Origin of the sequence: Amycolatopsis orientalis DSM 43388 (assembly GCF_000411975.1) — a bacterium.
Classification (GTDB): Bacteria; Actinomycetota; Actinomycetes; order Mycobacteriales; family Pseudonocardiaceae; genus Amycolatopsis; species Amycolatopsis orientalis_D.
In genome coordinates this window covers 54,033-79,239 of the sequence record NZ_ASXG01000026.1, presented here as the reverse complement: position 1 = coordinate 79,239, position 25,207 = coordinate 54,033, and the positions used below count along the sequence as shown (strand labels likewise).

Genomic DNA, 25,207 nt, shown 5'->3' with positions numbered 1-25,207 from the left:
GTTTGGTTGGCCTTGAGGGTGGCCCGCACGGGCCGCGCGGGGGTTTGGCTGGCCGTGAGGGTGGCCCGCACGGCTTAGCGGGCCGCGGGCGTGCGCGAGGCGCGGTATTCGGCGGCCCGAGTCTCGTAAGCGCGGAGTTCTTCCGCCCGGTCCGGCACGTCCTGCGGAGCACCGTCGGGCCGGTCGGCGAAGAACTCCCGCAGCGCCGCGTTCGCGTCGGCGGCGAGTTGGCCGGTGCGGGCGAACATCGCGGTCTCGTAGCGGGTCAACGCGGCTTCGACGTCCGGCTCCTCGTGCAGCGCGTGCGCCAGTTCCGCACCGTCGAGCAGCGCCAGGTTCGCGCCGTGCCCGCCGAACGGGGCCATTGCGTGCGCGGCGTCGCCGAGGACGGTGATGCCGGGGACTCGTTCCCAGGTCAGCGGGGCGGGCAGGGCGGTGAACGCGCGGGCCACGTAGTCGCCGTCGTTGTCGGTCAGCAGCGGACGCACCTTCGCGCCCCAGCCGCGGAACTCGCGCAGCAGGAATTCGCGCACCGAAGCGCGCTCAGCCAGGTCGACGCCTTCCCGTGCCGCCCAATCCTCTTCGGCGCGGAACGCGACGTAGCCGCGGATCACTCCGTTGCTGTTGCGCTGCACGATCACCGCCCGGCCAGCGCCGTCGGCGGTGAACAGCTGCCCGTGGCCGACCAGGGCCGCGATCTCCGGGTGCCGGGTCTCGACGTCGTCGTACCGGACGTCCAAAAAGGACACTCCGAGGTACTCCGGCCGAGCGTCGGTGAGCCGGCGGCGCACCTTCGACCACGTGCCGTCCGCGCCGATCACGACGTCGGCGTCCACTGTGGAGCCGTCCGCGAAATGCAAGCGGTGGACGCCGTTTTCGGTGGTCACCTCGGTGAGCTTGTGTCCCCAGTGGACGGTGCCGGGAGCGAGCCGTTCGTACAGCAGGCCGCGCAGCTGGCCGCGGTCGATTTCCGGGGCGGCGGTGTCGTCGTCGGCGGGGACGAACTCCTTCAGCAGGGTGCCGTGGTGGTCGCGTCTGGTCATGGCTTGGCCCTCGGCGCGGGCCAGCGCGTGAAAGGCGGGCAGCAGGCCGGCGTCTTCCAGTGCGAGCTGCCCGCTGTCGGCGTGCAGGTCGAGCGTGCCGCCGGGGTCTCGGGAGTCCACGGCGGTGTCGGCGTCGTACACGGTCGCGCCGAGGCCGTGCCGGTGCAGGACGTGCGCGGCGAGCAGCCCGCCCGGGCCGCCGCCGACGATCGCGATGCGCGGTGTCTCGTTCATGGTTTTCCCCTCTCGTGCCGGTGTGGTCCGCACCGAGCATAAGTGGAACCATACAAAAAGTGCAACAGTACAACTTAGTGAGTCATTGCACCTTGAGTGGGCGCTTCGCAGCGACGGGCACCTGGTTCGGCTAGGCGTTCGCGCGGCTGCGCCACAGCAGCCAGCCGAAGTACGGGGCCCCGATCAGCGCGGTCACCAGGCCCGCCGCGATCTGGGTCGGGGCGAGGACCGTGCGTCCCAGCGTGTCCGCGACGCACACCAGCACCGCTCCCAGCGCGGCCGCCACCGGCAGCGAGCGCGCGTGCCGGGAGCCGACCAACGCGCGTGCGGCGTGCGGGGCCACGAGTCCGACGAAGCCCAGCGCGCCGACCGCGCACGCGGCTGCCGCGGTCAGCACCGCGGCGAGTGCGGCGAAGGCGAGGCGGGACCGGTCCAGCGGGACGCCGAGGACGCGCGGCACGTCTTCGTCCAGCGAGACGAGGTCGAGCGTCCGCGCGTTCGACAGGGCGATCGGCAGCGCGATCACCAGGCACGCCAGCACCGGCAGGACCTGGCTGAACTCCCGGCCGTAGGTCGATCCGGCGAGCCAGGTGAGCGCGAGATTCGCGTTCCACGGCGAGGTCAGCACCACGACCAGGGTCGTGATCGCCTGCGCGCCCGCGCTGACGCCGATGCCGACCAGCACCAGCCGGTCCGACGACACGCCGCGGCCGGCCGAACCGCGCCCGGCGGCGAGCCAGTGCACGAGCGCGAACGTCGCGAACGCGGCGACGGTCGCCGCCCCCATCATCGGCCAGATTCCGATGCCGGGCACCAGAAGCACGACGCTGATCGCGCCGACGCTCGCGCCCGGAGTCACCCCGAGCAGGCTCGGTTCGGCCAGCGGGTTGCGGCAGATCGCCTGCACCAGCGCGCCCGCGACGGCCAGCGCCGCCCCGCCGAGCAGTGCGGCGAGCAGCCGCGGCCAGCGCAGGTCGAGCGCGAACGACACCTCGGTGCCAGACACTCCGCGCAGCCAGTTCAGGACGTCGCCGAGCAGCACGATCCGGTCGCCCAGCAGGAGCGCGGCGAGCACCGCGCCGAAAAGCGCGACCGCCAGCACGACGCCGGTCGCGGCCACCCAACGGCGAGACCGGACGGTGCCGTGCGTGCCGCGGGCAGACGGTGTTCCGGACGGCTGCCGACGCGCGAGCCAAACCAAGACGGTCGCGCCGGCGAGCGTGGTCACGACGCCGGTCGGCACCGCCACCGCCTTGTCCGCTGGGACGAGCGCGCGGAGCAGCACGTCGGCGGCTACCACGACCAGCGCCCCGGTGAGTCCGGCGAGCGGCAGCAGCAGCGGATGTTTGCCGAGTCCGGGCACGCGGCTGGCCAGCAGGCGCGCGATCACCGGAGCGCACAGGCCGACGAAGCCGATCGGTCCGGCAACGGTTACCGCGACCGCCGAAAGCAGCACCGCCACGACGACGGCACCAGTGCGGGTGCGGCGGACGTCGATGCCCAGCACGCGCGCGTGGTCGTCGCCGAGGCTCAGCACGCCGAGCCGGTGTGCGAGCAGAAGCGTGGCCAGGACGCCGACCGCGATCACCGGTGCGGCAAGGGAAACCTGCCGCAGTCCGGATTGGACAGTCGTGCCGCTGCCCCAGCCGTACAGGCCCGCGGTCCGTTCCTGGAACAGCATCAGCAGCACCGACGTGAGGGCGGTCAGCGCCAGCGCGATCGCGGACCCGGCGAGCACGAGCCGGGCCGCTCCGCCGCTGCTGCTGCGGGCGACGAGCAGCACCAGCCCGGCCGCCGCGAGACCGCCGATGAAGGCGACCATTCCGTTGGCGTAGAAGGGAAGCGAGATCCCGAAGGCGGCGACTCCGACCACCGAGACGTACGCACCGGCGTTGACCGCGAGAGTGTCCGGCGAGGTGAGCGGGTTCCGCGCCACCGATTGCAGTACGCAGCCCGCGAACCCGAGCGCCAGCCCCACGAGCAGCGCAGCGGCCAGCCGGGGGAGCCGGCTGGCCACGAGCACCGCCACCGCCTGGCTGCGCGCGTCGTCGTCCGTGCCGGGGAGAACGGCGCGCACGAGCTCGCCGAGTCCGACGTGCGACGTGCCCTGCAGCAGGTGCACGGCGGAAAGGGCGAGCAGCGCGACGATCCCGGTCAGGAAGACGACGGACGCGGTGAGCCGCGAGACGCGCGCGGGGGCGGGTGCGGTCATCGGATCAGCGCGTGAGAGCGCCGGTGAGCGCGTCCACGTAGGCGATCGCGGACTTCGGGCCGCCGAACATCCAGATGCCGTCCGGGATCCGGTGCAGCTTGCCGGCCTTGACGAACGGCAGCTGCTGCCACACCGCGTTGCCCGCGAGGTCCTGGGCGAAGACGTCGGATTCGGCGGCGTTGGCGGCGTAGACGAACGTCGTGGCCGGGTCGGTGATCTTGGTCAGGCCCTCGACGTCGGTCCGAGCGAGGCCGTAGTCCTTGTCGCCCTCGCCGGTCCACTGGTTGGCGGCGCCGAGCTGCTCGGCGACCGCGCCGAGGAAGGAGCCCTTCGTGTACATCCGGACGGTGACCGTGCCGGAGGTCGAGGAGCCGTCGGCCATGACGAACTTGGCCCCGGCCTTGCCCGCGTCGGCCAGCTTCTTCTTGCCTTCGGCGACCTTGGCGTCGAACTCGGCGAGCAGTTCGCGGCCCTGCTCCTGCGTTCCGGTGGCCTCGGACAGCGTGGTCACGGTCTTGCGCAGGTAGCCGATCGGGTCGGCCGAATCCGAGCCGCGCAGCGTGAGCACCTTCGCCTGCTTCGACAGCTGCGCGATGACGTTCTCCGGCAGGTCCGTGGTGGTGACCACGAGATCCGGGTGCAGCGCGGCGATCGCGTCGAGGCTCGGTTCGCCGCGCGTGCCGACGTCCGGAGTGGACTCCGCGAGCGGCATCACCTGGTCGTAAGTGTTGTAGCCCTTGACGTCCGCCGCGCCGATCGGCTTCACGCCCAGCGCCAGCAGGTTCTCGGTGAGGCCCCATTCCAGAGACACGATCTTGGCCGCCGGGGCGGGCAGGTCGACCTTGCCGCGTTCGTCGGTCAGACGGACCGGGCCGGACGGCTTCGCGGCGGCGGGCTGGTCCCCGGCGGCGGGCGCTTCGGTGGTGCCGCACGCGGCGAGCGCCAAGGCGGCGAACACCGCCGCGGTCGCCAGGGCCGTTCTGCGGGCAGGACGAGAGAACAGACTGGACACGGGTTTTCCTTCGGACTAGAGGGATGGGTCAAGCTGAGCGGACCGGCCGCGGCCGGGAGGTGTGCCGTCCGACCGGGCGCGTGCGGACCTGTCCTGCGTCGTCGACGTGGACGTCGATGCGCAGGCCGTAGACGTCGCTGAGCAGATCGGAGGTCAGCACGTCGGCCGGGCGGCCGGTGGCGCGGATCGCGCCGCGGCACAGCAGCACCACCTCGTCGGCGACGGCGGCGGCCTGGTCGAGGTCGTGCAGCACCACGCCGACCGCGACGCCGTGCTCGTCGGCGAGATCGCGGACGAGGTCCAGCGTTTCGATCTGGTAGCGCAGGTCAAGGAAGGTGGTCGGCTCGTCGAGCAGGACGACGCCGGTGTCCTGGGCGAAGCAGGTGGCCAGCCAGACGCGCTGGAGCTCGCCGCCGGACAGCTCGTCCACCGGGCGCTCGGCCATTCCGTCGACGCCGGTGTGCCGCATGGCCCGTTCCACCAGCTCCGGACCCTCGGGGTCGCCGGAGCCGAAGCGGCCGCGGTAGGGATGGCGGCCGTAGGACACGACGTCGCGCACGCGCACGCCGCCGGGCGTGGGGCGCGACTGCGTCAGCAGCGTGACGTGGCGGGCGAACTCCTTGGGGGACAACGCGAGCGCGTCCCGCCCGGCCAGCGTGACGTCGCCCGCGGTGAGCGGATGCAGCCGGGCGAGCGACCGCAGGAGCGTCGACTTGCCGGAACCGTTGGGGCCGACCAGAACGGTGACCGCGCCCGCGCGCAGGACGATCTCCGCGTCCTGGACCACGGGCTTCGCGCCGTAGCCGAGGGCGAGCCCGGTGCCGGCGAGCGCCGGTGCTTCCGGCCAGGAGTGACTCATGAAGGTTAGCCTAACCTGACCGAGGGAATATCCGAAACCGGACACCGCGCCGGTGTCGGACGTCACGGGCGTTTTGTACCGGGCGGGCCCGCCAGGATGTGAAACGCCTTTGCCGCGTCCCGTTGCCGCTCTAGCTTCTGATCGGGTCAGAGGTTTTCGGATTTCCGGGTGACGAGGGGAGCCGGTGCGTGGCCACGGGCGAACTCGCGACGACGACGCTGCCGGTCGGGGCAGGCTGGCTCGGGTCCCGCATCGGCGAGCGCACGGCGCGGGGCGTGGCCGGGACGGTCTCCGGCCTGATCCGCGACGGGGAGGTGCCGCCGGGCACGCGGCTGCCGACGGTGCGGGCGCTGGCCGCGGAGCTTTCGGTCAGCCCCACGACGATCGCGGAAGCGTGGTCGCAGCTGCGGGCGGCCGGGTTGATCGGCACTGGCCGGCGGCGCGGCACGATAGTGCTCGAACCGCCGTCGAGCCCGCCGCCGGAGCGCGCGTTTTCCGGCTGGCAGACGGTCGACCTGGAACACGGCCTCCCGGATCCTGGACTGCTGCCGCCGTTGGAGGACGCCGTCGCGGCCGGAGTCCACACGGAACGGTTGGGCGGTCCGGTCAAGAACTCGATCACGCCGCAGTTGCGCGCCGCGGTCAGGCCGACGTGGCCGTTCGCCGCCGAATCGTGGACCGTCGCGGCCGGCGGACAGGACGGAATGCTCCTGGCCTGCCAGGCCGTCGCGCGGCCGGGGGACGTGATCGCGCTGGAAGCCCCGACCATGCCGTGGCTGCGCGAAGTGCTGCGCCGGTCGCGGATCCACGTGGTGCCGGTGCGGTGCGACGAGGACGGGCCGCTGCCGTCCTCGCTGGCGGCGGCGCTGGAACATCGGCCCGTCGCGTTCGTCTATCAGCCGCGGGCGCAGTCTCCGCTCGGCCATTCGGTCCCGGCGGACCGGCTCGCGGAACTCGCCGCGGTACTGTCCGAAGAGGACATCGCGGTGATCGAGGACGACGATTTCGGGCCGCTGGCTTCGGCCCCTTCGCTGAGTCTCGGCACGCACCTGCCCGGCCGGGTGCTGCTGGTGCGTTCGTATTGCACCGCGTTCGGGCTCGAATTGCGCAGTTGCGTGATCGGCGGTTCGGCGGTGCTGGTGGAACGGGTGCGGCAGCAGCGCGGACCGGGGTCGGTGTGGTCGAGCCGGATTCTTCAGGACGCGCAGGCGTTTCTGCTGACCGATCCCGGCAGCGCGGAACTGCTCAACCGGGCGCGGCATCGGTACGCGCACCGGCGGGCGGCGCTGACGGAAGCGCTGCGAGAGCACGGGATTTCGGTACGGGCTCGGGACGGCTTGACGTTGTGGGTGCCGGTTCCGGAGGAGTCGCGGACGTTGATGACTCTGGCGGCCAACGGGGTTTCCGCCGGCTCGGGCACGCGTGCGGGCAATCCGGGGACCCCGCATATCCGCGTGGCGACCGGGCAGCTGCCGGACGATCCGGCGTTGGTGGCGGACCTGGCCCGGATGATCGCCCGGGCGGCTCGGCGGTCTTGATGTCTGTTTTGGACAACGCGGCTTGGGCGTCGCTGACCGGGCCGCATGCCGGGTTCGCCGAGCGGGCCGGGCAGGCCGTGCGTTACCCGGTCGATGTTTCGGTCTTTCTGGCGGTGCCGGACGAGCCCTCCGGGAGGGTGTGGGACGACGTCGCCGCGCTCGCCGGGCCGGGCGCGGTGGTGCCGGTCTTTCCGCAGGCCGGGCCGCCTCCGGCGGGCTGGGAGCTGCTGGAGGAGATGGCCGGGGTCCAGTTGGTGGACGCCGGCGTCGACGCCGCGCCCGACCCGGAGGCGGTGCGGCTGACGGCGGCGGACGTGCCGGAGATGCTGGATCTGGTCGCTCGGACGAAGCCCGGCCCGTTTCTGCCGCGCACCGTTCTGCTCGGGACGTATCTCGGCATCCGGCACCGGGGTTCGCTCGTCGCGATGGCGGGGGAGCGGTTGCACCCGCCAGGATGGACGGAGATCAGCGCGGTGTGCACGGACCCGGCGTATCGCGATCGCGGTCTGGCCGGGCGGTTGGTGCGTGCGGTGGCCGCCGGGATCCGCGATCGGGGCGAGACGCCGTTCCTGCACGCGGCGGCGGCGAACGCGAACGCGATCCGGCGGTACGAGGGAATGGGGTTCCGGCTGCGGCGGGAGACTTCGTTCGGCCGGGTGCGCGTTCCGGAGGACTGGCGGGAGGCGGCTTGAGCTGGTGAGTGCCGGCGAACCGGCACTCACCAGACGGTCAGGAATCGCTCAACGGAAGGCCCGGCGGATTGATGTCCGCCTTCTTCACCGCCTCGTTCTCCAGTCCGTACGCGGCGAGCCATTTCGCGTACTGGCCGTGCTGGATCAGGTAATCGATAGCCGCGGCCACCGGCTTCACGAGGCCGTTGTCCTTTTTGGTCGTCGCCGCGATCAGCCCCTGCAGCTTGGCTCCCGCCCCGGAGTACGTGCCCGCGCTGCGGGTCGGGTTCGGGGTCTTCGCGGTCTGGGCCACGTGGTAGGCGATGCTCGGGTTCGGCGAGAAGTACGCGTCGATCCGGCCGGACGCCAGCGCCAGGTACGTGCTGTTCTTGTCCGCGAAATTGCGCACTTCGAGGGTCTTGCCCTCGGCCGTCAGCTTCCGCTGCCATTCCCGGAGGATCTTCTCCTGGTTGGTCCCGCTGTCGACGGCGACGGTCTTGCCCGCCAGCACCTCGTAATTCCCGGCGAAATTCCACGTGCTCGCGCGGTTCGTCTCGAACCCGAGGTTGTCCTCGCGGTAGGCGGCGAAGTCGAAGCCTTGCTGTTTGCGCTGTTCGGTCACCGTGATGTTGGAGAATCCGGCGTCGAACTGGCCGCTTTGCAGGCGGACGAACAGGTTCTGCCAGGAAGCGTTCTGCACGTCCGGTTCGAGCCCCAGCACGGCGGCGACGAGCCGGCCGAGGTCGGGTTCGGCTCCGGTGAGGGTGCGCTGGTCAGTGCCGACGTACGCCAGCGGCGGAAACCCGGACGGCAGCGCGCCGACGCCGATCGTCAGCTTGCCGCGGTCGAGGAACTTCTTGGGCAGTTGCGCGCGGATCTCGGCGACGACCGGCACGGTCAGCGAAACCGGGTGCGCGTCCGAGGTGTTCGCGGCGACGGAAACGGTCTGCGAACCGTTTCCGCTGGTCGATGCCTGGGTGTTGCCTCCGCAGGCGCCGGCGAGGAGCGCGACGGCGGCGAGGACGGGCAGAAATGCGCGGGTTCTCATGCGTTCTCCGGGGTTTCGAGGCGGGCGACCTTCCCGAGGAAGGCCCGGGTCCGGTCGTGGCGGGGATGGTCGAGCACTTCGGAAGGCGGTCCCTCTTCGACGACGCGCCCTTCGTCGAGGAACACGACGTGGTCGGCGATCTCGCGGGCGAATCCGATTTCGTGCGTCACCACGATCATCGTCGTGCCGGAACGGGCCAGTTCCCGGATCACCGCCAGCACTTCGCCGACCAGTTCCGGATCGAGCGCGGAGGTCGGTTCGTCGAGCAGGATCAGCTGGGGTTCGAGCGCGAGCGCCCGGGCGATGGCGACGCGCTGTTGCTGACCCCCGGACAGTTGCCGCGGATACGCGCCGGCTTTGTCCGCGAGACCCACGCGGGCGAGCAATTCCTTCGCCCGCGTTTCCGCCTCGGCGCGGGCCAGCCGTTGCGTGACGATCGGCGCTTCCACGACGTTGTCGAGGATCGTGAGATGCGGGAAGAGGTGGAAATTCTGGAATACGAACCCGATCCGGGACCGTTGCCGCAGAATGGCGCGTTCGCTCAGCTCCTTGAACCGGTCGCCGTGCACGCGCACGCCGACGAGTTCGTCGTCGATGCTGACGTAGCCGCTGTCAAGGCGTTCCAGATGGTTGATGGTCCGCAACAATGTCGATTTGCCGGAACCGGACGGGCCGAGCACCACCGTCACCTGGCCGCTGGGCGCGGTGAGGTCGATGCCGTCGAGCACCCGGTTTCCGTCGTAGGTCTTGACCGCGCTGCGGACGCGGACTTCGGCGCTCATCGGGCGACCCCCAGCGTGCGCAGCCGGGCGCGGAACCGCTGGAACGGCGTCGGCGGAATGGTGCGCAGCGCGCCGCGGGAGAAAAACCGCTCGACGTAATACTGGATCACCGAGAGGACGCTGGTGAGGATGATGTACCAGACCGTGCCGACCAGCAGCAGCGGAATGATCTGCCCGCTGTTGGTGCTCGCCTGCGTTTCGACCACGCCGAACAATTCCAGCAGCGACGTGATGTACACGACCGAAGTGCCCTTGAGCAGGCCGATCAGCTGGTTCGCGTAGGCGGGCACGATGGCGCGGGTGGCCTGCGGCAGGATGATCCGCCGGTATTGCCGGGACCGCGGAAGCCCCAGCGCGGCCGCCGCTTCGAGCTGGCCCTGGTCCACCGAAAGCACCCCGGCGCGCACGATTTCCGCGGCGTAGGCGGCTTCGTTCAAGCTCAGGCCGAGTACGGCGACGACGAAGAAACTCAGCACGTCGGTGGCGCTGAAGCTCAAAACCGAGGGGCCGAACGGAATGCCGATGCTGAGCGTGCTGTACAGCGCGGTCACGTTGGCGAGGAACAGCAGCAGGACGATCAGCGGAATCGAGCGGAAGATCCACACATACGCCCAGGAAACCGCTTGGAGCAACGGGTTTTTCGACAGCCGCAGCAACGCCAGCACGATGCCGCCGACAAGCCCGAACACCGCGGCCAGGCCGGTCAGCTCCAGGGTGAGCAGCAGCCCGTCGAGGACTACCGGGCGGAAGAACCAATAGCCGAAAACGCTCCATTGGAAGACCGGATTGGTGATCAGCGCGTGCGCCAACTGGGCGAGCAGCACCAGCACGACCGCGGCGGCGGCCCAGCGTCCGGGACGGCGCAACGGGGCGACTTTCTTCCCGGCCAATTCGCGCAACCGCGCTTCGCCGGGCGGCTCGGGACCTGCGGACGGCGCCGGCACGGGGCGCAGCGTCGGAGGAGAACTCACAGTGGCTCCTGGGGATCGCGGAGAGGGCGACCGCCACTGTGACCCGCGGGGTTCCCGGCTGTCGAGTGTCCTCTTGGGACTCCCACATGGTGAGCGCGGTGGTACGGAAGGAGGTTTTGTACCGCCTTTGTTACTGGATGTCTACTGTGGACTAGCGGAGCAGGTGCCGGTCCAGGAACGGGTTCCGGAACTTCCCGGCCGGATCCAGCTCGGCCGCCAGCGCGCGGAACTGCCGCACCCCGCGGTGGTCGAGATCCAGGGCCGCACCGTGGAACAGCTTTCCCCAGTGCGCGCGAACCCCGAACGGAGCCAGCTTCTCCTCGATCGACGGCAATACCGCCTCGACCTCCGGTTGCCGCTGCTGCCAGGTGAAATGCATCGCCACCTGGTCGCCGCCGTACGCCGGGCTCAGCCAGTGCCCGTCGCCGGCGACGGTGCGGATTTCCGACACCACCAGCAGCGGCGCGATCCGGTCGCCGATGCCGCGCAACGCTTCGAACGCGGCGGCGGCGTGGGCGCGCGGCACGAAGTACTCGCTCTGCAATTCCGCCCCGACGCTCGGCGCGAATTCCAGGCGGAAATGCGGAAGCCGGTCGTACCACGGTCCGGGAACGCCGCCCTGCACGGTGGTGTTTTCCGCCGAAATGCCCGCTGCGTGGGCGGGGTGGCGCGGACCGTCGGCGGGAAGCGCGCCGAACAGCGCGTCGGGGACGTCGGCGGGCACGCGGTTCTTGAGCAGGACCTGGTCGACCACGTCGCGCGCCCAGTTGGTGAACAGGCTGACGCTGTAGCCCGCGGCCTGGATTTCGTCGAAGTGCTCGAGCGCGGCGGACCAGGGGAGGGCGTCGAAAACGTCTTGGCGCACCGAGTAAGCCGGCTCGAGGTCGAGGGTGAGCCGGGTGAGGACGCCGAGCGCGCCGACGTTCACCACCACCCCGGGGAACTCCGCGTCGCCGCGGGAGAAGGTGCGCAGGGCGCCGTCGGCGGTGAGGAGTTCGACCGCGGATACCGCCGAGGCCAGGCCGGGCAGTCGCTGTCCGGAGCCATGGGTGCCGGTCGCGACGCTGCCGGCGACGGTGATGTGCGGGAGCGACGCCAGGTTGGCCAGCGCGTACCCGGCTTCGTGCACCTGCGCGACCACGTCGCCGTAGCGGGTCGCGCCGCCGATGGTGAGCGACGCGGCGTTGATCTCCGGGGCGAGGTCGAGGGCGGAGAGATCGAGCGCGACGCCGTCCGGGCTGTCCGCGATCGCGTTGAAGCTGTGCCGGCTGCCGAGGGCCTTGAGCCGGGACGCGCCGGCGACCAGCTCTTGTGCCTCGGAAAGGGTGCGCGGGGAGACGACCTCGCGGGCGCGGTAGGTCAGATTGCCAGCCCAGTTTTCGATCACGAGCGCCGAGCCTAACCGGCTCCGGCGCGGCAGACTGGGGGACAGGCCGACCTAGGAGACCCGACATGCATTCCGCCGGACTCGTGCTGCACCCGCGCCGCGATTCGAAGGCCGCGGTCGACGCGGTGCTGGGCTGGGCCGCCGGGCGCGGGATCGAGATCCTCGGCATCGCCGACGAGATCGCCCGGGTCGATTGCTCGGCGACCGGGGTGCCGCCCGCTGAGCTGGGCGCCCGGTCGGACCTGGTGGTCAGCCTCGGCGGCGACGGGACCATGCTGCGCGCGATGCGGCTGGCCGACGGGCAGCACGCGCCGGTGCTCGGCGTCAACCTCGGGAAGCTCGGCTTTCTCGCCGAGGTCGACGTGCCGGACCTTCCGCTCGCATTGTCCGCGATCGACCGCGAGGAGTTCACCGTCGAGCCGCGGCTGGCGGTGGACGCGCGGCTCGGCGGACGGATCGAGACCGCGTTCAACGACGTCGCAGTGGTGCGCGTGCCCGGCGACGGGAGCGCCGTGGTCGCGGTGTTGGTGAACGGGGAACAGTTCGTGAGCTACGCCGCCGACGCGGTCGTGGTCGCGACGCCGACCGGATCCACCGCGTACAGCTTTTCCGCCGGTGGGCCGATCACGAGCCCGGCGGTCGAAGCACTGCTGGTCACGCCCGCCGCGCCGCATTCGGCGTACAGCCGGGGGGTCGTGTTGTCCGTGCACGACACCGTGACGCTGGAGGTGCTGCCGTCGAGCGGGCGGCTGGCGGTGGAGGTCGACGGCCAGGTGGCCGGGTACGTCGGGCCGGGCGAAACGATCGACCTGCACGCCCGGCCGAACGCGGCCCGCGTGGTCCGGCTCGGCATGACGACCTTCTACCAACGCGCCCGGCGCAAGCTGCGGCTCACCGATTCGGCGGAGATCCCGCCGTCCTGAGCAGGCCGCGCGTTCTCCTGGTAATCGCACGCTGACCTGCGGTCATCCTGGTCGGGCTGTGCCCGCTGTCACTTGTCGGTGACATTGCCGTGTCCAATTCGTAATGTCGTGGCGGCTTTGCGGACCGAACGAGGAGATGGTGGTGCGAGGTGTCCGGTAGACATCGGGACGGATCGAAATCGTGGCGGCTGCCGACCGCGGCGGGCGTGCTGGCGGCCGGTGCGCTGGCGGTGCCGGTGTGGCTGACCGCCAGCTCGGCCGAACCGGAACAGCTTCCGGCCGCTGCCGCGGAGATGCACGCGTTCAGCGCGCCACGGGCGTCGAGCAGCGTTCCGTCCACCAGTTCGACGCCGCCCACGACGTCTGCCAGTGCTGCGCCGGCCTCGTCGCCTTCGCCCTCGCCTTCGTCGACCAGCACAACCACTTCGAGCACTCCGACGACCCCGGCGGCGAAAGCGTGTTCGTCCACTTTGGCCGGTACGCAGCCGTCGGTGGCGCAGGCGGGCAATTTCCTCAAGGAGAAGTTCTCGGTGGATTCGGTCGGCGGCCGGGCCGCCCGGTCCGGTGCCAGCGACCACCCGGCCGGCCTCGCGCTGGACTTCATGGTCGACACCAAGACCGGAAACGCTTTGGCCGCTTACGTTCTCGAGCACCAGGACGAACTCGGCGCGAAGTACGTGATCTGGCAGCAGCGCTACAACGACGGCAGCGGCTGGTCGCCGATGGCGGACCGCGGCGGCGAGACCGCGAACCACTACGACCACGTCCACGTTTCGTTCAAGCGCGGCGCGAAGGTTTCGGTCACCTGCTGACACCCGACTTTCGGAGGTGGGCCGGATTCGTCCCGGGGAGCACACTGTGCGCTGCCGAGTGGTCACCGTCCGCACGTGGTGGCCTTCCTTCGCTGCGTGAGGAGCTCCGATGGCGGGCAAGTTCTCGATCCGGCTCACTCTCAGCGTCGTCGGGGTGCTGGCCGCGCTCGGCGGCGCCACGACCGCCACCGCCGCCGCCGCGCCGGACGATCCGGTCTCGTGGCGCGTCCCCGCTACGCCCGCCCAGGCGGCTTCCTTGGCTCGCGCCGGATTCGACGTCGCGGGCACCAGTCCGGGCGTGGCGTATGTGCTCGGAAACCAGGCGGTCGCGGGGCAATTGCGGGATCGGGGTTATGCGCCGGAATTCTTCGACACCGTCTACAAAGGAGTGCCTGCGCGCGCGGCGGGCGACACGTTCTACGGCGGCTACCGCACGGTCGCGGCGCACGAAGCGCACTTGGCGAAGGTCGCTGCGGCGCATCCGGATCTGGCGACGGAGTACACGATCGGCCAGTCGTGGCGGAAGACCCAGGGCAAGGGCGGTCACGACGTCAAGGCGATCTGCCTGACCAAGAAGCAGGACGGGGACTGCACGCTGTCCGCGAAATCCCCGAAGCCGAAATTCGTGCTGATGGCACAGATCCACGCGCGGGAAATCTCCACCGGCGAGCTTGCCTGGCGCTGGATCGACTACCTCGCCGACGGCTACGGCGGCGACGCCACCGCGAAGTCCATTTTGGACACCACCGAGGTGTGGGTGGTGCCGATCGCGAACCCGGACGGCGTGGACATCGTCGCCTCCGGCGGGAATTCGCCGAAACTGCAGCGCAAGAACGCGAACACCGGCAACGGCAACTGCGGCGGGACGAACATCGGCGTCGACCTGAACCGCAACTCGACCTTCCGCTGGGGCGCGGACTCGGATTCGCCGTGCGCGGAGACCTACCAGGGACCGGAGGCCGGATCGGAACCGGAAGTGCAGGCGCTGGAGACGCTCTTCCGCTCGATCTACCCCGAACAACGCGGCAGCGGCGACAACGACCCGGCTCCGGACACCGCGCGCGGCACGATGATCACGTTGCACAGCTACGGAAACGACATCATCGTCCCCTGGGGCTTCACCTCCGACCCCGCGCCGAACGACGCCGCGCTGCGCAAGCTCGGGGCGAAGTTCAGCGAGTCGAACGGGTACCTCGTGGGGACCAACGCGGAAACCGTGGGCTACTCGACGAGCGGCACGACGGACGACTTCACCTACGGTGCGCTGGGAGTCGCGAGCTTCACCTTCGAGGTCGGCGGCCAGAGCGGCGCCTGCGGCGGGTTCCTGCCGCGGTATTCGTGCGTGGACAGCACGTTCTGGCCGAAGAACAAGGGCGCGCTGATCACAGCAGCCCAGTCGGCGGCGGCTCCTTATCAGCAGTGAGGAGCCGCTCGTGTCAGCCGCGTACCTGGGCCGGACTGGGTGCCGGGTCCGCGCTACCGGGGCGGTTCATCGCCGGGCCTGCCGGGCTCCGGCGAGCCAGCCGAGCACTCGGTCCGCGATCGCTTCGCTGTCGCGTTCGACGATGAACATGTGTCCGTGGCCGGGCAGATTCCAGTCCGCGCCGAGCAAAGTCGGCGGCACACCCATCGCCTGCGCCGTGCGGGCAGCGGTTGCCGGGGCGACAGTGCGGTCCTCCTCGGCGAGCAGCAGCAATGCGGGCACGGTTCGCCACACCGCCGCGCGGTCCGGGTCGACTTTCAGTTCCGGCGTCGCTCCGGAACCGGCGTTGCGCAGGTGCGGACTGTAGGAGACCAGGGTGGCGAGCCAGGCTTCGAGGTCGGCCTTCGGGAACTTCGGAGCGTTGGCGAGGTATTCGACCGCCACTTCGCGAGGGAGGATCGCGGCCTCGCCGGCCCGCGCGGGCAGGACGCCCGGGTTGCGGACCTCCACCGACGCCGGGGCCAGCAGCACCGCGGCTTCGACAAGATCGGGCACTCGCTCGGTCGCTTTGATCGCCAGCCCGCCGCCCAGGCTGTGCCCGACGAGCGCGGCCGGACCGATCCGCCGCAGCAGCGCGGCCAGCCCGTCGAGGACTTCCTCGGCGGTGCGTTCCAAGACCGGATACGACCGGCCGATGTCGATGTAGTCGACGATATGCACGTCGTAACCGCTCGCGGCGAACTGCGGCGCCCAGCCTGCGCGCCGGTCCGGGGTCGAGGACCAGCACGCCCGGGTGTGCGAACCGCCGTGCAGGAACACCACGCGCGGGGCGTCCTCACGCGGGTACCTGGTGACGCGCAGCTGTCCCGGCCATGAGCCGACCAGGTACTCGGTCGCGCCCGGCTGCTCGGCGGTCACGAGCCGGAGACGGGTCGTCGGAGCGGTGCTGCTCTGCCGGGGAGAACGCTGGCCGGAACGGCGTCTTCCCACGGGCGGTGCGGGTTCCGGCCGCGGGCGGGCAAGCATCCGGGCTTCATCTGCCGACCTCCGTGCCTGTCGGGCGACCTTGAGAATATTATACATTTTCCGTCCTTGGCGACCTGTGTCGCCAAGTGTCGGAACATGCGGGCAGTCGATGACCGCCGGCTTGCCCAGCGCTCCGGTCAGGTCGATGCTTTTGCTTCCAGTTAACTCGGCGGTCGACCTATCTCATCTCATCGCTCAGGCAAACGTCACAATCCAAGGGCTGTCATATGTACGTACATCCCGTATAGTAGTTCTGTAACAGAACTAATCGAGCGGGAGGCGGCAGTGACGATCGGCCTGGAGCGGGCTCGGCCGGCGGTGGTGCGGGAGCATCCGAAAGCCGGGTGGTTCGCCGTTGGCGCGGTGTGTTTCGGGGCGTTCATGGGGCAGCTCGACGCCAGCATCGTCACACTCACCTTTCCCGCGTTGCAGCACGAGTACGGGGCTCCGCTGGCGGCCGTCCAATGGGTGTCGCTGGCGTATCTGCTCGCGCTGGTGGGGTTGCTGGCCGCGGTCGGGCGGGTCGCGGACGCGGTCGGGCGGAAGCTCACTTACGTGCAGGGGTTCGGCGTCTTCACCGTCGCGTCGGTGGCGTGCGGCCTCGCGCCGACGCTCGGGTGGCTGGTCGCGTTCCGGGTCGTGCAGGCGATCGGGGCGGCGATGTTGCAGGCCAACAGCGTCGCGCTGGTGGTGCGCAGCGTGCGCGAGGATCGGGCGCGCGCCGCGCTCGGGGTGCAGGCGGCGGCGCAGGCGCTCGGGCTCGCGCTCGGCCCCGCGGTGGGCGGGCTGTTGGTCGACACGGTCGGCTGGCGGTGGGTGTTCCTGGTCAACGCGCCGGTCGGGCTGGCCGGGCTGATCGCCGGGCGCTACTTGCTGCCGCGCACTCGCGAGCGCACGCCGCTCGGCCGGTTCGACGGGGCCGGGGTCGGGTTGCTGGCGACCGCGTCGACGGCGTTGCTGCTGGTGATTTCCGGGGTGTCCGGGCTGGAGATGCCGGGATGGCTGCTGATCGCGCTGGCCGCGGCGACGGTGGGCGCGGCGATCGGGTTCGTGCTGCGGGAAAAGGCGGCGAGCAGCCCGATTCTGCAGCTGTCGGTGCTGCGGCCGCCGGTGGTTTCGCTCGGGCTGGCCGGGGCGCTGTGCGGATACCTCGTGTTGTTCGGGCCGTTGACGTTGCTGCCGCAGGTCCTCGGCACGGCGGGCGGGACCGGCGCGGTGCTGACCTGTCTCCCCGCCGGGTTCGCGGTGGCGGCGGTGCTGGCCGACCGGGTGCTGCCGAAGCGGCTCGGTTCCCGCGGGCGGACCGTGCTGGGCGCGCTCGTCGCGGCGGCCGGATGCGCGGCGCTGGGGCCGGCGTCCGCTCCTTGGGAGGTGGGCGTGTCGCTGGTGGTGGCCGGGCTCGGTCTGGGAGTGTTCATTCCAGCCAACAACTCGGCTGTCATGAGCGCGATCCCGGCGCGGATGTCGGCCACCGGAGGAGGACTGGTGAACATGGCGCGCGGACTGGGGACGGCGCTCGGCGTGGCGCTGGTGACACTGTGCCTGCACACCGGCGGCGAACCGGCCGCGCTCGCGGTGCTGGCCGGGGCGGGCGTCCTGGCCGCGGCGACCGGGCTGGCAGCACGCCCGGAGCGGGCCCGGTGACGGCGCCCGAACCCGCCCTCGCCGACGTCGTCGCCCGCCTCCGCCGCGCCATGCGGCGAGCCGCGCGCACCGCCGATCCGGACAACACGCTGTCAGTCGCGCAGCTGGAACTGCTGTCCTGCCTCTACGAGAACCCGGGTGCCCGGCCGAGCCGGATCGCGCAGCTGCTGAAGCTCGCCCCGAACTCGGTGACGACGATGGTCACCGGACTGCGCTCGCGCGACCTGGTCACCCGCACCAGCGGCGGCGACGACCGCCGGACGGTCGCCCTCGAACTCACCGACCCCGGCCGCGCCGCGGTGGAGCGGTGGCAAGGGCACAACGCGGCGATCCTGGCCGCGGCGCTGGAAGGAGTGCACCCGGCGTGGCGGCATCTGATCGCGGCGGCGGTGCCCGCGTTGAACGAGCTGGTGGGGGCGATCGACGCGTTGGCGGAGTCGGGGCAGGCGCACTGAGCCGGGGTTTCGCGCTTTGCGGGGTTGGCCGGCGCGCTGTTCCGCCTGGCGCAGCTGTTGGGCGAGCTGGTGGCGCGGTCGGCGTGGTGGCGGAGCGAGGCTCGGGTTGAATCGGCGGGGTTTCGCGTTTCCCGAGGTCTGCCGCTCTGACCGAGGCGCGGCCGTTGAGCGCGCTGGGTGTGGCGTGTTGGCGGAGCCGGGACAGTCGCACGGAATCCGGCCGTGGTTTCCGCACTTTCGCGCTTGAGCGGTCCGGTGCGCGAGGCCGCGTCCGACGTGGCATCGCCTGACCGGGCCTTGGCTTCGAGGCGGGGCGAGCAATGCGGTGGCAGGACAGGCGTCACTGAACCGGCGGGTTTCACCCGGGTCAGAGGGCTTCCCGCGGCGCAGCATCGATCCGCCGGCGCGATCCCCGCGGTGGCAGCGGAAGGCGGGCAAACCCGGCCCTAAAGCACCGGCGGACCGGCCTCCACCCGGCGCAGCACGTGCTCCAGCTTGTCCTCCTCCGGGCTCCCGAACGGCAGGCTCTCCTCCCACCACGTCACCCCGGCCTCGGCCAGCGGGGCGACCACGCCGCGGGCCCGGGCCGGGTCGTTCGGGCTCGTTCCGCCGACCACCACGTCGAACGGGGCGCCGGTGGTCCGCTGGCCGCGGACGTAGGCGATCAGGTCCCGCACCTCGGCCAGGTCCGGCAAGCCCGCGGGACCGGCGGATGCGAAGATCGGCACCACCCCGTCCCAGCGGGCCGCGCGGCGCATCGGGCGGCGGTTGGGCCACCGGCCGGCCACCCAGACCGGCGGGCGCGGGCGCTGCGCCGGCGCGGGCAGCAGCGTGACGTCGCGGGCGGTGAAATGCTTGCCGGAGAACGTGACCGGTTCGCCGGTCCAGAAGCGGGCGATCAGGTCGACGCCCTCGTCGAGCTTCTCGGCGATCGTCTTCGGGTCGGCGGATTCGCCGAAATCGGCGTACTCCGCGTCCAGCGGCGCGCCCAGCCCGACGCCGAACACCACCCGGCCGCCGGACAGCTGGTCCAAAGTGGACACCAGGCGGGCGAGCTGCTGCGGGCGGCGCCGCGCGACGGGCGTGACCATCGGGCCGAGCCGGACCCGGCGGGTGGCCAGCGCGGCGGCGGTCAGCAGGATCCACGGGTCGCCGAAGGGGCGGCCGGGACGTTTGTCCAGCACCACGTGGTCCCAGACGAACAGGCCATCCCAGCCCGCCTCTTCCGCCGCCGAGGCGACCCCGGCGACCGCGCGCGGGTCGGCGAAATCGCCGAAGTTCGGGATGCAGACCGAGAACCGCATGATCGCCACCCTGCCCAGTCCCGGCGGGCGCGTCAAACTGATTTGCCCGCCACGTAAGTCCGGCGCACCCGGGCCCGCAGCAGGGCGTCCGGCGCTTCGGTGAACGGATCGACGTCCAGCACTGCGAAATCCGCGGCCAAGCCCGGCGCGAGCTGTCCGGTCAGGCCGTCCCAGCGGCACGCATACGCGGCGTCGCGGGTGCCGTGCGCGAGGGCTTCGGCCAGCGGCAGGGCGTACTCCGGCAGGTTGGGCTCCAGGTCGGGGTTCAGCGCGGACCGGCGAGTCGTGGCGATGTACATGTTCGGCAGCGGCGGATGCGGCGCGGTCGGGGCGTCGGAGCCGAACGCGAGAACGGCGCCGGCGGCGGTCATTTCCGGCCACGGGTAGCCGCGCCGAACGCGGTCGTCGCCCAGCATCGCGCGCCAGTTGTCCTGGATCGCCGGGTCCGCGTGCACCGGCTGCATCGACGCGACCGCACCGAGCTTCGCGAGCCGCTGGACGTTTTCCGGGGTCACCGTCTCCAGATGCTCGAGGCGATGCCGCCGGTCGCGCGGGCCGTTCGTCTCGATCGCGTGCTCCAGCGCGGACAACGCGATGTCCGACGCTTCGTCTCCGATCGCGTGCATCGCGACCTGCAGTCCGGCCGCGTCGGCCGCCGCGACGACCGGGGCCAGCGCTTCCAGCGGCCACAACGGTCCGGGGTGGCTGCCGTCCGCGAAAGGCTTTTTCATGGCCGCGGTACAGGTGTCGATGACTCCGTCGACCATCACCTTGATCCCGGCCACCCGCAGCCACGGCCCGGACAGCCGCGCGCTCAGCTCCGCCGCGCGCTCGACCTGGCGGAGGTCGTCCTCGGTGTTCCCGGTGCGCTCGATCAGCCAGTGCCCGGCGACGCGCAGCGGGAGCCGCCCGCCGTCGAGGGCGCGTTCCAGCGCGGCGAGGTCGGTCTCGGCGAGCGCCATGTCGACCGCGGTCGTGACGCCGTCCGCGAGGTAGTGCGCGAAGGCCGAGGCCAGCGCCCGGTCGCGGTCGGCGTCGCTGGTCCGGTCGTCGAGGAAGTGCCGCATCAGCTGCAGCGCGGCGGTTTCGTAGAGCATCCCGTCCGGTTCGCCGGACGCGTCGCGGCCGATCCGCCCGTCGAGGGGGTCGGGGGTGTCGCGGTCGATGCCCAGCTCGCGCAGGGCGGCGCTGTTGACCCACGCGGAGTGGAGGTCGTTCGCGGCGAGGTAGACCGGACGGTCCGGGACCGCCGCGTCGATCAGCTGCCGGTGCGGCGCTTGGCCGCCGAGCGCGTCGAAAAGCCAGCTGCGGCCCAGGATCCGGGGTGCGGACGGATCCGCTGCCGCGGCGCGCGCGAGCCGGTGCTGGATGTCCTCGGGGGAGGTGGCGGAGAACAGGTCCACTTGCTCGAGCGCCTCGCCCATCGAGACCAGGTGGGTGTGCGCGTCGACGAAACCGGGCAGCACGAAGGCGCCCTCCAGGTCGACCACGCGCGCGTCGATCCGGTCCGCCTCCGCGGTGCTGCCTACGTATTCGATGGTTTCCCCGCGGACGACCATGGATTCCGCCCAGCCGGACGGGCTCGCGGTGAAGATCCGGCCGCCGCGGTAGTGCACTGCGGTCATCGGGCCACCACCGTTTCCGCCGCGGCGAACGTGCGCCACCCGTTCAGAGTGTTCGGGTTCCCCGCGTGCACCCGCACGGTCTGCGCGGCCGGTTCGAGCAGCACGGTGGCCAGGGTGGCCCAGCGGTCGCCGAATTCCGCGTCCGGATCCGGGACGCAGCACAGCTTCGGTTCGCCGGGTCCGGAACGGAGGAAGGCGACGAGGTCGACGGCGTGCGCGGGCGTCGGGCAATCCCGCAGCCGGGTGGTCATCAGGGCGTGCCTGAGCTGGGAATCCGGTTCGAACAGGCCGCGCTTTTCGCGGGCGGCGGCGTCGGGGTCGAGAAAGTGGTTGGTGTGCACCAGGAAACCTGCTTCGGGTTCGAGGGTGGTCACTCCGGCCGGGCTCAGCTCGGCGCAGACCGCCGTGTCCGGGTCGAGCAGCGTGAAGGCTCCGGACGTGCGGATGGGCGCGGTGCGCAGGAGTTCGAGCGCCTCGGCAATGCTGGCTGCTTCGCCGAGGACGGCCGCGGCCAGCACATGGACCGGGACTCCGGCGGCGGAGTCGTCCTGATGGCCGAGGATGTTGAACAACAGGCCAAGACCCGCGCTGTTGACGCCGATTTTGCCGAGGATGCCGTGTTCGGTGATCCCGGCGAAGGCGTACCGCGTGCCGCGCACCTCCTGGGTGTGCCAGCATTCGGCCAGTTCGCTGTGCCAGTCCCAGGTCTGAATGCCGAACGGGGCAGCGGAGCCGGGAACTCGCACGAGGGTGGAGCATTCCGGCTGAGTGCGCGGTGCGGCGGCGATGATCTCGGTGCGTCCGTTGAGCGCCGCCGCTTGCCACAGCTCGATTCCGGCGCCCTCGGCGATGCCCGCGATCTCGTCGGCGTAGCGGCTCCGCCAGGCAGCGACGTGGTCCAGCAGCCGGAGCGCGTCGGCGCGGATTCGCGGTTCGGGGATGCCGAGGGAGCCGAACCAGCGCAGGTACAGCTCCAGTGCGTCGGTCAAGCCCGCGCGCAGCTGAGCGCCGCGGGAAACGCCGCGGGCGTGCGGGTCCGGATCGTTGACGAGCAGGTGCATTCTGTTCCTTGCGGTCGAGGTCAGGCGGTGGCGCGCGGGCGGCCGGCGAGCAGGTAGACGCCGGCCGCGATCAGCATCCCGGCGGGCAGCGAGAAGTCGATCCCGCCGGCCGCGCTCGCGGCGAACCCGGTGTACATCCCGGGAACGGCCAGGCAGGACGCGGAGGCGGCGGCGCCGAGGACGAGGGCGGCGATGCCGGGCCAGTGCACGCCGCCGACATACCAGAACGGGCCGCCGCGGCGTTCGTCGGCGAGCGCGTGGCCGTCGTAGCGGTTGCGCCGCAGCAGGAGATCGGTCACGTAGATCGCCATCATCGGGCCGAGCACGACGACCATCAGCTGCATCATGTCGTTGACTGCCTTGAGAAAGTCCGACACCAGCAGGGCATACAGGGTGAGCAGCACGCCGGCGGTGCCGTCCAGCAGGACGCTGCGGGAGCGGCGCAGGCGGACGCCGATCGCCTGCAGCGCGAGACCGGAGCTGTACACGGTCATCGCGTTGTTGGCGATCGCGCCGAGAATCACCGCGATCAGGAAGATCGGCGTAAACCACTGCGGCAGCACGGATTCCAGCGCGGCTTGCGGATCGCTCATGTCCAAAGTGGTCGCGGCGAACGCGCCGAGCGCGGTGAACACGATGCTCGGCAGGAAGGCTCCGGCGGCGGTCCAGCCGGCGACGGCGAACGGTTTGGTGTCGCGCGGCAGGTACCGCGCGAAGTCCGCACTGTTGTTGTAAGACAGCGAAGCCGACGCGACCAGCGCTACGCCGCCGGCCAGCGCCGCCCACAGCGCGACGCCGTGCAGCGGCGTCGCGGGCTGGTAGCTCCAAGCGGTGTGCCGGATCAGGAATCCGCCCAGCACCAGGAAAACCGCGGTCGTCACGATGGCCAGCGGGAGGTAGAGGCGCACGATCACGGAGTGGCCGTAGACGCTGATCACCAGCGTCGCGGCGGCGATCGCGACGATCACGAAGACCTTGCCCAGCGTGTTCAGTTCGATGCCGAGCCGGGAGCACAGGCTGAACGCGGTCACCGAGGCGGCCGACCAGCTCAACGCGACATAGCAGACCGAAATGAGCCAGCCGTTCAGCCCGATCACGACACGGTTGCCGCGCGTGCCGAACATCGCCCGCATGATGACCTCGCTCGGCGCGCCCGCCGCCGGGCCGCTGACCGCGACGAGCCCGACCAGCGCCCAGCACAGGTTGCCGACGACGATCACCGCGAGCGCCTGCAGCAGGCTCAGTCCGCTGAGCACCAGCGCGCCGCCGACGACCAGGCTGAGGTAGCTGACGTTGGGCGCGGCCCACACCCCGAACAGGTCGCGGGCCCGGCCGTGCCGTTCCGCGTCGCTGATGACGTCGATGCCGTGGGCCTCCACCCGGGGACCGCGCCCGGAGCGGGGCGGGGGCGGCGCGGACGTGCCGGGCGACACGGGCGGGGTGGCGGGAGCGGTCATGGCGAAACCTCCGGACCGGGGAAGCGACTCGGGCCACGGTAAGGACCCAAATCGATTTGGGCAATGCTCCCGGCAAACCCGGTTCCAAAACGATTTGGGCGAGGTTAGGCTGCTGCGTCATGGCCGGGAAGAGAACGCGGGCGACCATCAAGGACGTCGCCCGGCGCGCCGGGGTGTCGCCGACGACGGTGTCGCACGCCTTCAGCGGCAACGGGACGGTCGCGGCCGGGACCGCCGAACGGGTGCGGGAGGCGGCGCGCGAGCTGGGCTACCGGCCGGACACGGTCGCGCGCGGGCTGCGGTCCAGCCGGCTCGGGGTGCTCGGGCTGGTGGTGCGGCCGCTCGACCCCTCGGACACCGCGTTCCTGGAGGGCGTCGACTACTTCCTGCGGTTCGCCGGATCGGCCGCGCTGGCCGCGGTCGAACGCGGGTACGGCCTGATGCTGGTGCCGGACCCCACGCGCGCCGACGCGCCCGCGGTCGGCCTCGCCTGCGACGGGTTCCTGATCACCGAACCGGTCGAGAACGATCCGCTGATCACGATGCTGGACCGGGAATGCGTGCCGTTCCTGGGCGTCGGGCGGGATCCGGCGCGGCCCGCGTCGCCGGACTACCTCGACCTCGGCACCGGGCGGATCGTCGCCGAGGTGCTCGACCACCTGGCCGCGACGGGCGGGACGCGGGTCGCGGCGGTGCTGGGCACCGATCGCAACGAGTGGAACCTGGACGCCGAAAAGGCTTACCTGGACTGGGTTCGCGCTCGCGGGCAGGAACCGCTGGCGGTGCGCCGAGCGGAGGTCGCGGGGGAGCCGGGCGGACGCGACGCGGGCGAGGAGCTGTTCGGGCTGGCTTCGCCGCCGGACGCGGTGTACTGCCAGACCGGGCGGCACGCGGCCGGAGTGCTCGCCGCCGCCTTGGGACGGGGGTTGGCGGTGCCCGGAGACGTGCGCATCGCGTGCGGCGCGGATTCCGATTCCGAACACACCAGGGCGTGCGTCCCGCCGATCACCGCGGTCGATCTGCGGCCGGTGCAGCTGGCCCGGACCGCGGTCGCGGTGCTGGTCGACCGCGTCGAAGGGATCGAGCCGCCAGTCCCCGGGCCGGCGGAGTACGAACTGATCGTCCGCGGGTCGACCCGGGGGTAGGCGGGTGGTTCGTCAGGCGTGCGGAACCGCTCCGATGCGCGAGCCCCGCGGCCGCCGGGCCGAGAGCGCGCCGCTCAGCGCGAACCGGCCGGGGCCGGCGAACGCGAGCAGCAGCAGCGCCCAGCAGAACATCGCGGCCGCCTCGCCGCCGTTCTCGATGGGGAAAAGCCCTTGCGGCGCATGGACGGAGAAGTAGGCGTAGGCCATCGAACCGGACCCGATCAGCGCCGCGACCCGGGTGGCGGCGCCGAGCAGGACGAGCCCGCCCGCGACGAGCTGGATGAGCGCGGCCCACCAGCCCGGCCAGGAGCCCGCCGGCGCGGCGCCGTGCGCGCCGAGCACCCCGAACAGCGATTTCGCGCCGTGGCAGGCGAAAAGGAACCCGACGACGATGCGGAACAAACCGAGCGCGTAATCCTGTGCCGCGTCCAGCCGGTGCATGATGCCTCCCCATCGGACGACTCGGGCGGACGGGCGGGACGTCCGTTCGGACACCGGACCGGTCCGCAGAGTGGTCCAGACCTTTCCTGGACCGGTGTCCAGGTATACCGGTGCCGCGAGTCTCGCGATACCTG

Annotated in this window: 23 protein-coding genes; 8 read left to right on the top strand and 15 right to left on the bottom strand. The window is 71.4% G+C overall.

The window, feature by feature from the left end:
• Positions 1–74: 74 nt before the first annotated feature.
• The 4 genes from L942_RS04555 to L942_RS04540 form a co-directional block, all read right to left on the bottom strand.
• Positions 75–1,277 (bottom strand): FAD-dependent oxidoreductase, encoded by a 1,203-nt coding sequence (locus L942_RS04555; protein ID WP_037355267.1) that lies wholly within the window; start codon positions 1,275–1,277, stop codon positions 75–77.
• 130 nt (positions 1,278–1,407) lie between these two features.
• A complete protein-coding gene (locus tag L942_RS04550) occupies positions 1,408–3,489 on the bottom strand; it encodes an iron ABC transporter permease (protein WP_037355265.1) in 2,082 nt (693 codons plus the stop codon).
• Between the two features lie 4 nt (positions 3,490–3,493).
• Positions 3,494–4,501, bottom strand: a complete 1,008-nt coding sequence (locus L942_RS04545; protein WP_081654936.1) for an ABC transporter substrate-binding protein — start codon at positions 4,499–4,501, stop codon at positions 3,494–3,496.
• Positions 4,502–4,529: 28 nt separating this feature from the next.
• The gene (locus L942_RS04540; protein WP_037355263.1) at positions 4,530–5,360 is read right to left on the bottom strand and encodes an ABC transporter ATP-binding protein; all 831 of its coding nucleotides are present in this window, start codon (positions 5,358–5,360) and stop codon (positions 4,530–4,532) included.
• 188 nt (positions 5,361–5,548) lie between these two features.
• Here L942_RS04540 and L942_RS04535 point away from each other — a divergent pair, with 188 nt between their 5' ends.
• Positions 5,549–6,898 (top strand): aminotransferase class I/II-fold pyridoxal phosphate-dependent enzyme, encoded by a 1,350-nt coding sequence (locus tag L942_RS04535; protein ID WP_081654935.1) that lies wholly within the window; start codon positions 5,549–5,551, stop codon positions 6,896–6,898.
• The gene (locus L942_RS04530; RefSeq protein ID WP_440201294.1) at positions 6,895–7,590 is read left to right on the top strand and encodes a GNAT family N-acetyltransferase; all 696 of its coding nucleotides are present in this window, start codon (positions 6,895–6,897) and stop codon (positions 7,588–7,590) included. The genes L942_RS04535 and L942_RS04530 overlap by 4 nt, the downstream gene beginning before the upstream one ends.
• A gap of 37 nt (positions 7,591–7,627) precedes the next feature.
• Here L942_RS04530 and L942_RS04525 read toward each other — a convergent pair whose 3' ends face one another.
• The 4 genes from L942_RS04525 to L942_RS04510 form a co-directional block, all read right to left on the bottom strand.
• Positions 7,628–8,617: a transporter substrate-binding domain-containing protein gene (locus L942_RS04525; RefSeq protein WP_037355258.1), complete on the bottom strand. Its 990-nt coding sequence runs from the start codon at positions 8,615–8,617 to the stop codon at positions 7,628–7,630.
• The gene (locus L942_RS04520) at positions 8,614–9,399 is read right to left on the bottom strand and encodes an amino acid ABC transporter ATP-binding protein (protein WP_037355255.1); all 786 of its coding nucleotides are present in this window, start codon (positions 9,397–9,399) and stop codon (positions 8,614–8,616) included. The genes L942_RS04525 and L942_RS04520 overlap by 4 nt, the downstream gene beginning before the upstream one ends.
• Positions 9,396–10,370: an amino acid ABC transporter permease gene (locus tag L942_RS04515; RefSeq protein ID WP_037355253.1), complete on the bottom strand. Its 975-nt coding sequence runs from the start codon at positions 10,368–10,370 to the stop codon at positions 9,396–9,398. Before L942_RS04515 ends, L942_RS04520 begins: the two co-directional genes overlap by 4 nt.
• Positions 10,371–10,521: 151 nt before the next feature.
• A complete protein-coding gene (locus tag L942_RS04510; RefSeq protein WP_037355251.1) occupies positions 10,522–11,757 on the bottom strand; it encodes an FAD-binding protein in 1,236 nt (411 codons plus the stop codon).
• A 65-nt stretch (positions 11,758–11,822) separates the two neighbouring features.
• Between L942_RS04510 and L942_RS04505 the strand changes: the two genes are divergently transcribed.
• Complete coding sequence (locus L942_RS04505; protein WP_037355249.1) at positions 11,823–12,680, top strand: NAD(+)/NADH kinase; 858 nt, start codon at positions 11,823–11,825, stop codon at positions 12,678–12,680.
• Here L942_RS04505 and L942_RS45985 read toward each other — a convergent pair.
• On the bottom strand, positions 12,649–13,149 hold the full coding sequence (locus tag L942_RS45985) for a hypothetical protein (protein ID WP_326929319.1): 501 nt from the start codon (positions 13,147–13,149) through the stop codon (positions 12,649–12,651). The two genes, L942_RS04505 and L942_RS45985, sit on opposite strands and share 32 nt — an antisense overlap.
• 22 nt (positions 13,150–13,171) lie before the next feature.
• On the opposite strand from L942_RS45985, the gene L942_RS45980 reads away from it, so the two are divergent.
• The gene (locus L942_RS45980; protein ID WP_326929318.1) at positions 13,172–13,492 is read left to right on the top strand and encodes a hypothetical protein; all 321 of its coding nucleotides are present in this window, start codon (positions 13,172–13,174) and stop codon (positions 13,490–13,492) included.
• Positions 13,493–13,601: 109 nt separating this feature from the next.
• A complete protein-coding gene (locus L942_RS04495) occupies positions 13,602–14,915 on the top strand; it encodes a M14 family zinc carboxypeptidase (RefSeq protein ID WP_037355244.1) in 1,314 nt (437 codons plus the stop codon).
• A gap of 66 nt (positions 14,916–14,981) precedes the next feature.
• Here L942_RS04495 and L942_RS04490 read toward each other — a convergent pair whose 3' ends face one another.
• Positions 14,982–15,833, bottom strand: a complete 852-nt coding sequence (locus L942_RS04490; protein ID WP_037355242.1) for an alpha/beta fold hydrolase — start codon at positions 15,831–15,833, stop codon at positions 14,982–14,984.
• Between the two features lie 393 nt (positions 15,834–16,226).
• On the opposite strand from L942_RS04490, the gene L942_RS04485 reads away from it, so the two are divergent.
• Together L942_RS04485 and L942_RS04480 are read left to right on the top strand one after the other, a co-directional pair.
• On the top strand, positions 16,227–17,585 hold the full coding sequence (locus tag L942_RS04485) for an MFS transporter (protein ID WP_037355241.1): 1,359 nt from the start codon (positions 16,227–16,229) through the stop codon (positions 17,583–17,585).
• The gene (locus L942_RS04480; RefSeq protein ID WP_037355240.1) at positions 17,582–18,040 is read left to right on the top strand and encodes a MarR family winged helix-turn-helix transcriptional regulator; all 459 of its coding nucleotides are present in this window, start codon (positions 17,582–17,584) and stop codon (positions 18,038–18,040) included. Before L942_RS04485 ends, L942_RS04480 begins: the two co-directional genes overlap by 4 nt.
• A 446-nt stretch (positions 18,041–18,486) precedes the next feature.
• Here L942_RS04480 and L942_RS04475 read toward each other — a convergent pair whose 3' ends face one another.
• Genes L942_RS04475 through L942_RS04460 form a run of 4 tightly spaced genes read right to left on the bottom strand, consistent with a single transcriptional unit; the run spans position 18,487 to position 23,487 of the window.
• On the bottom strand, positions 18,487–19,344 hold the full coding sequence (locus L942_RS04475; protein ID WP_037355298.1) for an LLM class flavin-dependent oxidoreductase: 858 nt from the start codon (positions 19,342–19,344) through the stop codon (positions 18,487–18,489).
• Positions 19,345–19,376: 32 nt separating this feature from the next.
• A complete protein-coding gene (locus tag L942_RS04470) occupies positions 19,377–20,969 on the bottom strand; it encodes an amidohydrolase (RefSeq protein WP_037355238.1) in 1,593 nt (530 codons plus the stop codon).
• On the bottom strand, positions 20,966–22,030 hold the full coding sequence (locus L942_RS04465; protein ID WP_063695711.1) for a C45 family autoproteolytic acyltransferase/hydolase: 1,065 nt from the start codon (positions 22,028–22,030) through the stop codon (positions 20,966–20,968). The genes L942_RS04470 and L942_RS04465 overlap by 4 nt, the downstream gene beginning before the upstream one ends.
• Before the next feature lie 20 nt (positions 22,031–22,050).
• Positions 22,051–23,487, bottom strand: a complete 1,437-nt coding sequence (locus L942_RS04460; RefSeq protein ID WP_051165714.1) for a purine-cytosine permease family protein — start codon at positions 23,485–23,487, stop codon at positions 22,051–22,053.
• Positions 23,488–23,606: 119 nt separating this feature from the next.
• Here L942_RS04460 and L942_RS04455 point away from each other — a divergent pair, with 119 nt between their 5' ends.
• Positions 23,607–24,632 (top strand): LacI family DNA-binding transcriptional regulator, encoded by a 1,026-nt coding sequence (locus L942_RS04455; RefSeq protein WP_037355235.1) that lies wholly within the window; start codon positions 23,607–23,609, stop codon positions 24,630–24,632.
• A gap of 12 nt (positions 24,633–24,644) precedes the next feature.
• Here L942_RS04455 and L942_RS04450 read toward each other — a convergent pair whose 3' ends face one another.
• Entirely contained in the window at positions 24,645–25,073 is a 429-nt protein-coding gene (locus L942_RS04450) for a DoxX family protein (RefSeq protein ID WP_037355233.1), read from the bottom strand.
• Positions 25,074–25,207 lie beyond the last annotated feature (134 nt).

Bases quoted from the DNA above. Each gene is read 5' to 3' on its own strand.
- L942_RS04555 (WP_037355267.1), bottom strand. From the start codon at position 1,277: ATGAACGAGACACCGCGCATCGCGATCGTCGGCGGCGGCCCGGGCGGG.
- L942_RS04550 (WP_037355265.1), bottom strand. From the start codon at position 3,489: ATGACCGCACCCGCCCCCGCGCGCGTCTCGCGGCTCACCGCGTCCGTC.
- L942_RS04540 (WP_037355263.1), bottom strand. From the start codon at position 5,360: ATGAGTCACTCCTGGCCGGAAGCACCGGCGCTCGCCGGCACCGGGCTC.
- L942_RS04525 (WP_037355258.1), bottom strand. From the start codon at position 8,617: ATGAGAACCCGCGCATTTCTGCCCGTCCTCGCCGCCGTCGCGCTCCTC.
- L942_RS04520 (WP_037355255.1), bottom strand. From the start codon at position 9,399: ATGAGCGCCGAAGTCCGCGTCCGCAGCGCGGTCAAGACCTACGACGGA.
- L942_RS04505 (WP_037355249.1), top strand. From the start codon at position 11,823: ATGCATTCCGCCGGACTCGTGCTGCACCCGCGCCGCGATTCGAAGGCC.
- L942_RS04495 (WP_037355244.1), top strand. From the start codon at position 13,602: ATGGCGGGCAAGTTCTCGATCCGGCTCACTCTCAGCGTCGTCGGGGTG.
- L942_RS04475 (WP_037355298.1), bottom strand. From the start codon at position 19,344: ATGCGGTTCTCGGTCTGCATCCCGAACTTCGGCGATTTCGCCGACCCG.
- L942_RS04470 (WP_037355238.1), bottom strand. From the start codon at position 20,969: ATGACCGCAGTGCACTACCGCGGCGGCCGGATCTTCACCGCGAGCCCG.
- L942_RS04465 (WP_063695711.1), bottom strand. From the start codon at position 22,030: ATGCACCTGCTCGTCAACGATCCGGACCCGCACGCCCGCGGCGTTTCC.
- L942_RS04460 (WP_051165714.1), bottom strand. From the start codon at position 23,487: ATGACCGCTCCCGCCACCCCGCCCGTGTCGCCCGGCACGTCCGCGCCG.
- L942_RS04455 (WP_037355235.1), top strand. From the start codon at position 23,607: ATGGCCGGGAAGAGAACGCGGGCGACCATCAAGGACGTCGCCCGGCGC.
- L942_RS04450 (WP_037355233.1), bottom strand. From the start codon at position 25,073: ATGCACCGGCTGGACGCGGCACAGGATTACGCGCTCGGTTTGTTCCGC.